Source organism: Polyangiaceae bacterium (assembly GCA_015075635.1).
GTDB lineage: Bacteria > Myxococcota_A > Polyangia > Polyangiales > Polyangiaceae > JADJKB01.
The window spans coordinates 1,290,784-1,303,335 of the sequence record JABTUA010000002.1 but is presented as its reverse complement, the minus strand read 5'-3'; the positions used below and the strand labels follow the sequence as shown (position 1 = coordinate 1,303,335).

Here is a 12,552-nt window from a genome sequence, read left to right as displayed (position 1 = left end):
TCATCGGAGCTGGTATCACCCGCCCATGGGCAGCTCTCGGGTCGTCTCGGTGCTGGCGGCCCTCTCGGTTGGGCTGCTCGCCTCCAGCCTCTCGTTCGTCGGCTGTGCAGGCACGGACAGCGCGTGCCTGGACAGCACGGGGGAGGCGCTGGTCAACGTGTGTCCCAAGTCGGGCACGCTGGTCAAAGGCGTGGACGTCTCGAAGTGGCAGGCGACCATCGACTGGACCAAGGTGAAGGGTGCCGGCTACGACTTCGCGTTCATCCGTGCCAGCGACGGGCTCAACTACCCCGACGGTATGTTCCAGGCGAACTGGCAGGGGGCGAAGGCTGCCGGCGTGATCCGCGGCGTCTACCAGTTCTTCCGCCCGAGTCGGGATCCGATCGCGCAAGCGGGCAAGATGCAGGCGGCCGGCACACCTGCGGCGCGGCGCCGCCGCCTCCGAGCGGTGGCGGCGGTGCCGGCGGTTGCTCGAGCACCGGCGGCGGTGGGGCGAGCAACGGCGGAGCCAGCGGCAGCGGCAATGGCGGCAGCTCGAGCGGCGGCGGCGGCGGCTGGGCCGCGGGCTCCGGCATGCGTCAACGGTGGCAGCGGCGGGCTTGCACCAGCAGGCGGCTGCTAGTCACAGGCTCAAGCAGCTGTTGCAGGCCTTGGTGGCCGGCGACTGGTTCGGGTTGCCGCAGTACTCCTGCCAGTCGTTCCACTTGCCGTCGCTGTTGTCGCCGTCGCAGTTCCCGCAGTTGCTGCAGTCGCACTTCTTCACGCAAGCGCCGAGAGCCTGGCAGTGCGCTTCGGGAACACAGGCCTCGTCGGCCGCACAGTCTGCGCTCGCGCAAGGGTCGATGGCCAGCTTGCACTCGCCGCCGACCAGCTGGTAGTCCTTCGGGCACTCGCAGGTCGCGACGCCGCCCACCAGCTTGCACTGCCCGCAACTGCCGCACTTCACGTTGGCGCAGCTCGAGCTGGTGGTGCCACCGGTCGCGCCGCTGCCGCCCGTGGCAGCGCCGCCGCTGCCGCCGGTCGTCGCGCCGCCGCTGCCTGAACCAGGAGCGGTAGAAGCGCCAACGTGACCAAGCGACCGAGCATGCCGGCACGTTATCGCATGCGCGAGATCCTGATAAGGTCTCGGGCGGAGGTGCTCGATGAAACGGCTTCTGGCCCTGGTCCTCGCGACGTTCACTGTCTCCCTCGCCGCTTGTGGCGGTAACGACGACGATGGCGGTGGGACGAGCGCGAGCTGCAACAACGTCTGCGCTTGCGTCGTCGCGGAAGGCGGTAACGGCGACGACTGTCAGACCGAGTGCGCGGCGACCGTCAGCGCCGGTGGAAACGTCAAGGCGAGCTGCGAGGCAAAGCTCGACGTCTTCGGCTTCCCGCAGTGCAAGTCGAAGTGCTCTGGCTTCCCGACCGGCTGACGCTCACTCGGCGATCGCTTCTTCGCCCTTCGGCGCGGGGCGCTCGGGCTCCGCGCCGGCCGGGCGCCGCAGGCTCGCGGGCGACAGCTCCCCGCGCAACACGGGCAGGCACACCTTCACGCCCACGGTCAGCACCATCAGGCCGAAGGCCCAGATGCCGGCGGCGATCTTCCATTCTGCCAAGGTGGGCAAATACTCCACCAGCTCGTGGAGCGTGCTCGGCACGAAGCCGGGGACGATGAGCCCCATGCCCTTCTCGATCCAGACGCCGGTGAACGCGGCCAGGCAGGCGGCGTCGAGCATCCAGATGGTCTGCTGCTTGTTCGGCGCGAGCAGCAGCACCGCGGACACCAAGTTGAGCGCGATGGCGGACCAGATCCACGGCACCAGCGCCGCCTTGTCGTGCAGGCCGAAGAACAGGTACTTCGCCGACGCGGCGTGGGCGCCTCCCGAGTAGAAGGCCGTGAACAGCTCCGAGGCGAGCATGAACAGGTTCACCAGCACGGTCACCCGCAGGATGGACCGGAGCGTGTGGATCGGGCCGTCGCCGATCTGGAGATCCGCGGCCCGACGCAGGAGCTGGAGCAACAAGATCACGAAGGCCGGTCCGGTGACGAACGCCGAGGCGATGAAGCGCGGAGCGAGCAGCGCCGAGTTCCACGTCGGGCGCCCGCCGAGGCCGCTGTAGAGGAACGCCGTCACGGTGTGGATGGACACCGCCCAGGCGATGCTCACGAACACGAACGGCAGGTACCAGCGCTTGGCGGGGCGGCGCCCCAGGAAGCGCATGTAGGTGAGGTAGCCGGCGATGTGTAGGTTGATCAGCAGGTAGCCGCCCAGCACGATCACGTCCCAGGTGAGCATGGAGATGGGCCAGTTGAAGCGGCCGATCCCGGGCACGATGTGCCAGAAGCGATCCGGCCGGCCCATGTCCACGGTCACGAAGGCCAGGCACACGATGATCGCCGCGATGCTCAGGAGCTCGCCGATCAAGACCACGTCGTGCATCTCATGGTCGTCGTAGAGGTACGCCGGGATCACCATCATCACGGCGCCGGCGGCCAGCCCCACGCCGAAGGTGAAGTTGGCGATGTACAGGCCCCACGAGACGTGGTCCGTCATGCCCGTGAGCGACATGCCTTGCACCACCTGGTGGGCCCAGGTGTTGGCGCCGACCAGCGCCACCGCAGTGAGCGCGAACATCCAGGTGTAGAAGCGCCAAGTCCCGTCGGTGCTCATCTTCAGAGCCGTCCACAGGAAGCGTGGATAGGTGACGAGATGGGTGTCCTTGGTCATGGTCACTTGTCGAAGTAGTAGAAGAACCTCGGCTTCGTCCCGAGCTCCTCCTTGAGCACGTAGACGCGCTTGTTCTGGAGCACCCAGCGGATCTCGCTGTCAGGGTCGAGCAGGTTGCCGAACACGCGCGCGCCGGTCGGGCACGCCTCGAGGCAGGCCGGCAGACGGCCCTCGCGGGTACGGTGCAGGCAGAAGTGGCACTTCTCGACCACGCCCTGGGGCCGGATGCGGTTGGAGAGGTAGGCCTGGTCCGGGTTGATCTGATCCGCGGGCACCTCGGGCTTCGACCAGTTGAAGCGCCGCGCGTGGTACGGGCACGCGGCCTCGCAGTAGCGGCAGCCGATGCACCAGTTGTAGTCGACGACGACGATGCCGTCCTTCTCCTTCCAGGTCGCCTGCACCGGGCAGACCTTCACGCAGGGCGCGTTGTCGCACTGCTGGCACTGAACCGGCAGGTAGTACTTCCCGGGCGCGGGCACGGCGTGGTCGTAGTCGACCTTGGCCTTCTCCATGTCGAAGCTGCCCTGCTCCATCTCCAGCACGCGGATGTAGGAGTTGTTGGTGCTCCGGTCGTGGTTGTTCTCCTTGTGGCAGGCCTCGGCGCACTTGCGGCAACCGACGCAGACCGAGAGGTTCAGCGCGTAGGCGAACTCGACGCCCTCCTCCGGGCGCACGTCCTTGATGCTGACCTTCTTGCCGTAGCGCTGCTCCGTCTCCTGCTCGAGCCGCCGCAGGATCTGCTCGAGCTCCGTCGCGCTGAGCTCGCGGTAGTGCTTCTGCAGGAACTCGGCGACGCTGGTGGTGTGCCGGAGCTCCGCGAGAGGCGAGAGCGCCTGGGCGAAGGCCGCCGTGCCGAGGGTCGCGCCCACGACCTTGAGCGCCACGCGGCGCGAGACCGGGTTAGCCATGCCCGCCTCCCTTCACCAGGCCGCGATCTCGCGGCGGCAGCACCGGCCGCCCTGGTTGATACTTGGGGACGTGGGGGTCGTGGCAATCCACGCAATTGTTGCGAACGCGCTCCCCGCGCGTGCGATCCCAGTAGCCCTGCATGCCGCCGTGCGCGCCCTTGCCGTAGTCGCGGAACTGAGGGCCGTGGCACTGCCCGCAGAGCTGCATGACGTCCGTCATCGCCACGAGTCGGCCATCCGCCAGTCGCAGCGAAGTTGCCTTCCCCGGCTGATGGCACTGGCCGCACGTCAGCGTGCCGTGCTCCACCCGCAGGGTCTGGTGGAACTCCTTCAGGTCCGCCGAGGACGCCGGCAGGGTCTCGCTCTTCTTCTGCGAGTGGCAGCTCTCGCAGGCGACGCGGACGGGCTGCCCCAGCGGGTCGAGCTGACCGCTCTCGATGGAGGTCAGCTTGTCGGGCTTGCGGATGTGGGTCTGCTTCGGCGCTCCCTCGGGGCGGGGCGCACTCTGGCTGAAGCGCGGGTCGTCCGAGCGATTGCAGCCGAGCGCGAGCCCGAGGAGCGAGGCGGAGGTGAGCACTGCGAAGCGCGGGTTCCCAGGCACGACAGGCGGCTCGGGAGCATCAGTCGTGCCACCCGGAGAATCCCGCGAAATCTGGCGCAAAGGTCCCGGTTTCAATGGACCTGGAGGTAGCTTTTGCGCAGCGCTTGCGCGCTCAGTGGACAAACGTGTCCACTTTGCGCGGTGACGTTTGGGAAGCTTCGTTGGAGCCACGGCGCGGGGCCGTGGATTCGGCGAAGATCCTCGACGATCGGCCCGAGGCGCGGCGAGTGGCCCGCGAGTTGCTTGGCGCTCTCGCTGTCATGCCGGTCAGTGCCTTGGTCGTGACTCTGGACGCGGGCGAGCGCGCGCGTCGCAGCGTGCTCTACGTACTTTCCCGGGACCCACGCGTCAGCGTCGGGGAAGCCGTCGGCGAGCGCGTGCCGGTGGTGACGGAGACCCCGACGCTCGAGGAGAGCGAGGACGTCACGGAGCAGCTGCTCCAGATCCCCGGCGTCCGCTTCGTGGACGTCGTGAGCATCGATTTCTCCGACGTCCTGGACATTCCGCAAGGCTCGGCGGGGCGCACGAGACGAGCCAACGGAGGTAATCGACGTGGAGCGCCGTGACTTCATAAAGGCAGCGGCCATGGCCAGCGCAACGGTGGCGGCGAGCCGCCTCGCGAAGGGTCAGGACCCGCCGGCGGTGGACCCGAACGTCCTCGCGAAGAGCGACAAGGACGTGAAGTGGCAGAAGGCGCCCTGCCGCTTCTGCGGCACGGGCTGCCACGTCCAGGTCGGCGTGAAGGCCGGCAAGGTCGTGGCCATCGCGGGCGATCAGAAGGCCGAGGTGAACCGCGGGCTACTGTGCGTGAAGGGCTATCACGTGGGCCTCGCGCTCTACGGCAAGGACCGGCTGACCAAGCCGCTGTTGCGCAAGAACGGCAAGCTCACGCCCGTGTCCTGGGACGAGGCCCTCGACAAGATCGTCGAGCGCGTGCTGCTCGATCCCAGGGGCTTCGCCATCTACGGCAGCGGGCAGTGGACCATCCCCGAGGGCTATCTGGCCCAGAAGCTGATGAAGGCGGCGATCGCCAACAACCAGATCGACCCGAACGCGCGGCTCTGCATGGCCTCTGCGGTGACCGGGTTCCTGGCGACCTACGGCGCCGACGAGCCCGCCGGCGTCTACGACGACCTCGACCGTGCCAACGTGTTCGTGTTTTGGGGCAACAACCCGGCCGAGATGCACCCGGTGTTGTTCTCGCGCATCCTGGAGCGGCGCACGCGTGGCGAGGACATCACGCTCATCGACCTGACGACGCGTCGCACGCGCACCAGTGGGCACTGCCAGCACGTCCTGATCTTCAAGCCGCACACGGATCTGGCCGTGGCCAACGGCATCGCCAACCTGCTGGTCCAGCGCGGCAGCTACGACCGCGAGTTCGTCGAGCGGCACTGCAACTTCCGCGCGGACGCGAACCCCGGCACGTTGGACGGCGACGCCATCTCCTTCGACGAGTACAAGAAGCGCATCGCCGAGTACACCCCGGAGAGGGTGCAGGAGATCTCGGGTGTGCCGGCGGAGAAGATCCGGCTCCTGGCGGACCTGTTCGGGCGCCGCGATCTGCGCATCGTCAGCACCTGGTGCATGGGCATGAACCAGCACACGCGCGGCACTGCGATCAACACCCTGGTCCACGCGGTGCACCTCCTGAGCGGGCACTTCGGCCGCCCCGGCGACGCGCCCACCAGCCTGACCGGGCAGCCCTCCGCCTGCGGCACCGTGCGCGAGGTGGGCACGCTGGCTCACGCCTTGCCGGGCGGCCGCGTGATCGCCAAGCCCGAGCACCGCGAGTTCTGCGAGAAGCAGTGGAACGTGCCGGCCGGCCGGATCAAGGACAAGCCCGGCTACCACACCGTCGAGATGTGGAAGAAGTTCTCGACCCCGAAGGACAAAGGCGGCGACATCCACACCATCTGGGTGCAGGTGACGAACCCGGCGCAGACGCTGCCGAACACCCACGCGCTGGTCGATCCGAGCCGCAAGGACCCGGACAAATTCCTGATCGTGTCCGACGTCTACCCGACGGCGACCACGGAGATCGCCGACCTGGTCCTGCCGAGCGCGCTCTGGGTCGAGAAGAACGGCATGTTCGGCAACTCCGAGCGGCGCACGCAGCAGTGGTTCCGCATGGTCAAGCCGCCGGGCGAAGCGCGGGACGACGTGTGGCAGATGCTGGCGGTGGCGCGCCGGCTCTGGGAGAAGAACTTCGAGGGCGCGAAGGACAAGGACGGCGGTTACCTCTTCGCCATCAAGAAGAACGGCAAGGAGATCCCGGCCTGGGACTGGGCTCGCTTCTACGACGTGAACGTGGACGAGGTGCTGTTCGAGGAGTACCGGCCCTTCTCCAAGTGGAAGCACTACGATCTGGCGCCTTACTCCGAGTACGTGAAGGCGCGAGGCCTGCGCTGGCCGGTGATCGAGCAACCGGACGGCAGCTGGAAGGAGACGCGTTGGCGCTACGCCGGCTTCGACGACCCGTTCGTGAAGAAGGGGCAGGACATCGAGTTCTACTGGTCCACCACCAAGGACGGCAAAGCGCAGATCTGGTTCCGCCCCTACGAGGCGCCGCCGGAGTCTCCCGACAAGGACTACCCGTTCTGGCTCTGCACCGGGCGGGTGGTCGAGCACTGGCACTCGGGCAGCATGACCATGCGCATCCCGCAGCTCCAGGCCGCGATGCCCCAGGCCTACCTCGAGATGAACCGTGACGACGCGCGCCGCCTGGGCGTCTCCAACGGCGAGCTGGTCACGCTGGAGACGCGCCGGGGCTCTCTCGACTTGAACGTGTGGATCGACGGGCGCGGCGAGCCGCCGCCCGGCTCGGTGTTTGTGCCCTTCTTCGACGAGAAGCGGCTGGTGAACGGGCTGACGCTGGACGCCGTCGATCCCTTCAGCAAGCAGCCCGACTACAAGAAGTGCGCGGCGCGGGTGGTCAAGAAGCGCCCGGAGGCGAAGGCCGGATGACGGAGCACGACCCCGGCGAGCGCGCCGCGGCGCTCGGCCGCTTGTGGCACGTCGGTGCCGCGGCGGTCGTGACGGCGGCGGTCGTGGGTTACTTCACGGCGACCCGCAACCCGCCGCGGGCCGACAAGCCGAGCGCCGAGCCGGCGCCGCGCGAGGCCGGCCGCATGCCGGGGTATGCGGAGATCGGCGAGCAGCGCCGGGGGCCGAACGCCGACATGTACGTAGCGGCGGTGGACGGGCTGAACGCCGGCAAGCCGGGGGCGTTCGAGCCGGTGATCCAGAGCGAGGCCGAGCGGCAGGCCGTGATCCTCGCGCGGGCCGGGCGCCGCGCCTACGACGGCGCGCCACCCACGATCCCGCACGAGGTCAAGCAGAAAGACTTCCCCGACTGCATGGCCTGCCACGCCGAGGGCGCGAAGGTCGCCGGCAAGCGCGCGCCTCGCATGAGCCACGCGCGCTACGACAACTGCACGCAGTGCCACGTGCCGTCCACCGCGCCGGCGCCGCTGCCGCCGCCGCGAACGCCGGTGGAGAACGAGTTCGCGGGGCTCGCCTCCCGCGGCAAGGGCCTGCGCGCCTGGCCCGGCGCGCCGCCCACCATTCCCCACCCGACGCTGATGCGCTCGGAGTGCTCGAGCTGCCACGGCACCGGTGGCCCGAACGGCATCCGCAGCACGCACCCGTATCGCGAGAGCTGCACCCAGTGCCACGCGGGCAACGCGGCGCTCGATCAACGCACCGAGTCGCCGCCGCCCTGGCAGCTGAAGTAGGCGGCAAGTGCGTCGCGCGCAGCTGCTGCGCTTGCTACGCGCTGCATGAGCGAGTTTGCGTGCGCGCGAGCGCTCTCAGCGCTGAATTCAGCCAAAGCAACGCGCTGGCCCGCGAGTTGCAATACACAGCGCCATGACGGTCAGAACGTTGCTCGTCACGCTCGATCCGGGGGAGCGCTCGCGCCGAAGCGTGCTCTACGTTCTGTCGAGGGATCCGCGCATCCACGTCGGGCCGGTGGACGGCAATCGCCTGCCGGTCGTGACCGAGACGCCGTCCCCCGAGGAGGGCGAGGATCTGACCGAGCAGCTACGCCAAGTGCCGGGGGTCCACAGCCTGGAAGTCTTGAACCCCGATGTGGGAGCTGAAGTAGTCTCCTACCTGTGAGTCGCGGTTCTTCCCTCGGCGCTCTGGGTGCAGTGCTGGGGCTCGCGGCTCTGGGGACGTACTGCGCGCGGCAAGCCCCCGCACGCGCGCCGATCGTGGCGTCTGCGGGCGCCGAGCGCGGGCCGAGTCGGGTCGAGCTCGTCGCCGCTGGCGAGAGTCACAGCTGCGCGCTCCTGGACGACGGAGCGCTGCGTTGCTGGGGCTCCGACGCCTGGGGCCAGCTCGGCGTGGTGCCGCGGCCGTCGCTGCCGGACGGGTCCCGGGGCTCCGCGCTGCCGCTTCCCGCGTTCGTGCTCGAGGGCGCGAGCGCGCTCGCGCTCGGCAGGTCGCAGACCTGCCTGCTCGACGAGGCGGGCGTCGTGCGCTGCGTCGGGGAGCGCGTGCACCTGGAGGACAGCCGGAAGGCGCCCGTCGCGCCGCTGACCCTGGACATCGGCGAGCCGGTGAGCGCGCTGGCCGCGGGTGGCGGCTTCGCCTGCGTGCTCTTCGAGTCGAGCTGGGGCGCGTGCTTCGGCAAGCAGGCGCATGAGGGCCCACTGCGCGGCGCCTTGGGGACCACCACACGGAGCGGGATCCAGCTGGCCCAGCTCGGCGAAGCGCTGACCATCTCGGCGATCGGCGCCGGCAGCGACGTCTGCGCCATCACCGAGGAAGGCGCCGTGCGCTGCTGGCGATCCACGGAGGAGTTCCGCGAGACCGAGGCCATGCAGAACACCGAGGAGCTCACGCTGCCGGCGCCCGCCAAGGCCATCTCGGTGAATTCGGACTACGGCGGCTGCGCGCTGCTCGAGTCGGGGGCCGTTCACTGCTGGTACGGCGGGCAGAGCGGCCCCATCGCCGTCAGCGCCATCGCGCTCGACGGCCCCGCGCGCCAGGTCGAGGCCGGCGGCTTCTTCTCGTGCGCCGTGCTGTCGTCGGGCGGGCTCAGGTGCTGGGGTCACTCAAAGTACTTCGAGGCCGCGGCGAAGCCGCTGACCAAGGACGTGTTCGCGGTCGAGGTCGGCGCCGCGGTCAAGAGCGTCGCGGTCGGAGAGCTGCACGCCTGCGCGCTGCTCGAGTCCGGGGCCGTGCGCTGCTTTGGTCACAACGCGAGCGGTCAGCTGGGTTACGGTCACCTGCGCGACATCGGCGACGACGAGAGCATCCTGTCGGCGGGGGACGTGCCGGTGCTGGGGCGACCGGCGCCCGTCCCCGCCTGGCAGGCGCCTCCGCCGTCGGCCAGCAGCTCCGGCTGAGCCTCACTCCACGATGGTCTTGAAGAACAGATCCGCGAGCGCGACGTGGCCTTCGTTGCTCGGGTGGATGCAGGTCAGGTCGAACCAGAGCGGCTGGTTCGGGCCGCGGTAGCAGGGGCCGGTGGGATCGTTGCGCTTGTAGCCGTGCCCGCAGAAGCTCTCGAGCATGAAGATCATGTCCGACTTCGTGTCGACGGCGATCTTCATGTACTGCTCGTTGGCCCAGATCACCATGTCGGCCTGGGCCTTCTTGTCTTGCCAGGGCTGGATGCCGCCGAGCTGAACGCCGGGGCAGGCGGTGACCTCGCCGGTGCCGTCGGTGAACTCGTAGTTGTTGCCGAACACCACGTCCACGCCGCCCGGCACGTTCGCAGGGTTCTTCAGCCACACCACCGTCTGGCGCAGCAGGTCCACGAAGTCCTTGGTGTCCTGCCACAGCTCCGGGATCGTCTTCTTCGGCGCCGTTCCGCCGCCGTCCTGGGTGATGGCGCTGATGTCGTTGCCGCCGATCGTCATGATCACCAGGTGGCGCAGGTGGCGCTTGTTCGGCGGGATGCAGGTCTCGACCTGCGTGCTGTCCTTCATCAGGTCGTCGGTCCGCGCGCCCCACTTGGCGCAGCTCACGAACGCGCCGGACTCCGAGGGCAGCGCCACGCCGTTGATCGGATCGGCGCCGCCCCAGCCGAACCCCGGCGCTGCGATCTTGAGGTGCGCGGCCAGCATCTGCGCCAGGATGGCGCGGTACACGTTGGCGGGGTTCAGGTTGCTGGGCGGTGTGCCGACCGTGACGGAGTCACCCAGGAACACCACGCGCTCGATGCCCTTGATGTCCTGGTGGTTGGTGCCCTTGCAGTGGGTGCCGACGGTGGGACCGAACTGGTCGTAGTCGAGCGACACGCTCGGAGGGTTCACGAACTGGCTGATGAAACACTGCGCGGCCGGCCCGGCGTCGCTCGCGATCACGTCGCTGGCCGCGTCCGCGCTCGTTCCGCCGCTCGACGTTCCACCGGAGCCGCCGCCGTCGGGGCTCTGGCCCGCGGAGCCGCCGCCGCTCGTGCTGGCGCCGCTGCCGCCGGAGCCCGAGGCATTGCCCGAGCCGCCGCTCGAGCTGCCGCCGGAGCTCGCGCCCGCGGCGCCCCCGGTCGACTTCTCCGAGTCGCCGCTGTCCGAGCCACACGCTGCGGCGGTCCCCGCCGCGGCCACCAGAAGGAGCCAGATTCCCCGGTTCACGCCAGGAAGAGTACATGGGTCGGCCGGCCGGTTCAAGCGCCGTCGAAGGTTTTCCCGCCCGGATCCCAGCCCCTCTCGCACTAGGCCGGGCGGGAGGCGTCGGATGCGAAAATCACTGTTGCTGGCCGCCGTGATGGCGGCGGCGTGCGCGACCAGCACGGGGATCGAGGCGGGACCGACCCCGGGCGCTGCGGGCGCTACCGGCGCTGCCGGCGCGCCATCCGTGGGTGACGGGGGAATCAATGTCGAGGCAGGCCCCAAGAGCAGCAACAGCTGCGAGGCAGCAGCTGCGGCCCGCTCCTACCTGGGCTGCGAGTTCTGGCCGACGGTGGTCGCCAACAACGTCTGGTCCAGCTTCGACTTCGCGGCGGTAGTCGCCAACGCTGGCAACGAGCCGGCGGTCGTGAAGGTCGAGCGCGGGAGCACGCTGGTAGCGACGGCGACGGTGCAGCCCGGCAGCCTGGAGAAGCTCCATCTGCCCTGGATCCCGGAGCTCAAGGGCGGCGATGCCGACGAGTGCGGCAACTCGGTGTCCCTCGACAAGAGCGTGCGCGTGCCGAACGGCGCCTATCGGCTGACCAGCAGCGTGCCGGTCACGGTGTACCAGTTCAACGCGCTCGAGTACCGCGGCGAGGGTGGGCCCGTCGGCAAGGACTGGACCTCCTGCCCGGGCACGAAGCAGTGTGCGGGCGTCGGCGCGGCGGTGGGCTGCTACTCGTTCTCGAACGACGCGTCGCTCTTGCTCCCGACCACGGCGCTGACCGGGACCTATCGCCTGGTCGGACAGAAGGGCTGGCCGATGGTGAACATGCCGCCCTACTTCGCAATCACCGCCACCGCGGACGGGACGAAGGTGACGGTGAAGCTCACCGACAAGGCCACCACCGTCGCGGGCTTCGGCATCCCCGCCGCCGACAAGTCCGTGAGCTACGACCTGACCCTCGATCGCGGCGAGGTCGTTCAGATCGTCGCCAGCCCCAGCTCGGATCTCGCGGGTACGCTGGTGAGCGCGGACAAACCCGTGCAGGTCATCAGCGGCATGCCGTGCGTGAACCAGCCGTTCGACCTGGCGAAGGCGGCCTGCGATCACATCGAGGAGAGTGTGTTTCCCGCCGAAACGCTCGGGAAGCGCTACTTCGTCACCGCGCCCACGGGCCCGAACGGCAAGTCCGTGGGGCAGCTCGTGCGCCTGGTCGGGAACGCCGACGGCACCACCCTCGGCTATCCGGGCGGCGCGCCGCCGAACGCTCCCGCCTCGCTCGACGCCGGACAGGTCGTGGACCTGGACGTGGTGAACGACGACTTCGAGATCGAGGGCAGCCAGGCCTTTGCGATCGTCACCTTCCAGCTCGGCGGCAGCATCGTGGACGCGGACAAGGCACCTCACGAGCGCCGCGGCGATCCCTCGCAGAGCGCGCCGGTGTCCGTGGAGCAGTACCGGAAGAAATACGTGTTCCTGGCGCCCGACGACTACGACGTCGGCTACGTGGACATCGTGCAGAAGAGCGGCACGACCGTCACCCTGGACGGCAACGTGGTGGGCGAAGCGGCGAAGCCGCTCTCCAGTGGCTACGAGGTGCGGCGCGTGAAGCTCGGGGCTGGTCAAGGCGGCGCCCACGTGCTCGAGGCCACGAGCCCGGTGGGCGTGCAGGTCGTCGGTTACGGCAAGTTCACCAGCTACCAGTACCCGGGTGGTCTCGACCTCCAGCCGATCACGCCGCCGCCGGTGAAGTAGCGCTTGGTTG

Annotated in this window: 13 protein-coding genes; 8 read left to right on the top strand and 5 right to left on the bottom strand. The window is 69.1% G+C overall.

What is annotated here, in order from left to right; translation table 11 throughout:
- Positions 1-25: 25 nt before the first annotated feature.
- The gene (locus tag HS104_22150; protein ID MBE7482668.1) at positions 26-622 is read left to right on the top strand and encodes a glycoside hydrolase family 25 protein; all 597 of its coding nucleotides are present in this window, start codon (positions 26-28) and stop codon (positions 620-622) included.
- On the opposite strand, the gene HS104_22145 is transcribed toward HS104_22150, so the two are convergent.
- Positions 623-946: a hypothetical protein gene (locus tag HS104_22145; protein ID MBE7482667.1), complete on the bottom strand. Its 324-nt coding sequence runs from the start codon at positions 944-946 to the stop codon at positions 623-625.
- Positions 947-1,142: 196 nt separating this feature from the next.
- Here HS104_22145 and HS104_22140 point away from each other — a divergent pair, with 196 nt between their 5' ends.
- Positions 1,143-1,415, top strand: a complete 273-nt coding sequence (locus HS104_22140) for a hypothetical protein (protein ID MBE7482666.1) — start codon at positions 1,143-1,145, stop codon at positions 1,413-1,415.
- A 3-nt stretch (positions 1,416-1,418) separates the two neighbouring features.
- Here the strand turns inward: HS104_22140 and nrfD are convergent, their stop codons facing one another.
- The 3 genes from nrfD to HS104_22125 are packed head-to-tail and all read right to left on the bottom strand — an operon-like array spanning position 1,419 to position 4,220.
- Complete coding sequence (gene nrfD / locus HS104_22135) at positions 1,419-2,711, bottom strand: polysulfide reductase NrfD (protein MBE7482665.1); 1,293 nt, start codon at positions 2,709-2,711, stop codon at positions 1,419-1,421.
- Between the two features lie 2 nt (positions 2,712-2,713).
- Complete coding sequence (locus HS104_22130; GenBank protein MBE7482664.1) at positions 2,714-3,619, bottom strand: 4Fe-4S dicluster domain-containing protein; 906 nt, start codon at positions 3,617-3,619, stop codon at positions 2,714-2,716.
- The gene (locus HS104_22125; GenBank protein MBE7482663.1) at positions 3,612-4,220 is read right to left on the bottom strand and encodes a hypothetical protein; all 609 of its coding nucleotides are present in this window, start codon (positions 4,218-4,220) and stop codon (positions 3,612-3,614) included. The genes HS104_22130 and HS104_22125 overlap by 8 nt, the downstream gene beginning before the upstream one ends.
- A gap of 260 nt (positions 4,221-4,480) precedes the next feature.
- On the opposite strand from HS104_22125, the gene HS104_22120 reads away from it, so the two are divergent.
- The 5 genes from HS104_22120 to HS104_22100 all read left to right on the top strand — a co-directional run bounded on the left by HS104_22120 (position 4,481) and on the right by HS104_22100 (position 9,577).
- Positions 4,481-4,786, top strand: coding sequence for a hypothetical protein (locus HS104_22120; protein MBE7482662.1), 306 nt, complete (start codon positions 4,481-4,483; stop codon positions 4,784-4,786).
- A 19-nt stretch (positions 4,787-4,805) separates the two neighbouring features.
- Positions 4,806-7,187, top strand: coding sequence for a molybdopterin-dependent oxidoreductase (locus HS104_22115; GenBank protein ID MBE7482661.1), 2,382 nt, complete (start codon positions 4,806-4,808; stop codon positions 7,185-7,187).
- Positions 7,184-7,957, top strand: coding sequence for a nitrate reductase cytochrome c-type subunit (locus HS104_22110; protein ID MBE7482660.1), 774 nt, complete (start codon positions 7,184-7,186; stop codon positions 7,955-7,957). Before HS104_22115 ends, HS104_22110 begins: the two co-directional genes overlap by 4 nt.
- Positions 7,958-8,090: 133 nt before the next feature.
- The gene (locus HS104_22105; protein MBE7482659.1) at positions 8,091-8,342 is read left to right on the top strand and encodes a hypothetical protein; all 252 of its coding nucleotides are present in this window, start codon (positions 8,091-8,093) and stop codon (positions 8,340-8,342) included.
- Complete coding sequence (locus HS104_22100) at positions 8,339-9,577, top strand: hypothetical protein (protein ID MBE7482658.1); 1,239 nt, start codon at positions 8,339-8,341, stop codon at positions 9,575-9,577. Before HS104_22105 ends, HS104_22100 begins: the two co-directional genes overlap by 4 nt.
- A 3-nt stretch (positions 9,578-9,580) precedes the next feature.
- On the opposite strand, the gene HS104_22095 is transcribed toward HS104_22100, so the two are convergent.
- On the bottom strand, positions 9,581-10,807 hold the full coding sequence (locus HS104_22095) for an SGNH/GDSL hydrolase family protein (GenBank protein ID MBE7482657.1): 1,227 nt from the start codon (positions 10,805-10,807) through the stop codon (positions 9,581-9,583).
- A gap of 118 nt (positions 10,808-10,925) precedes the next feature.
- Here HS104_22095 and HS104_22090 point away from each other — a divergent pair, with 118 nt between their 5' ends.
- Positions 10,926-12,542 (top strand): IgGFc-binding protein, encoded by a 1,617-nt coding sequence (locus tag HS104_22090; protein ID MBE7482656.1) that lies wholly within the window; start codon positions 10,926-10,928, stop codon positions 12,540-12,542.
- Positions 12,543-12,552 lie beyond the last annotated feature (10 nt).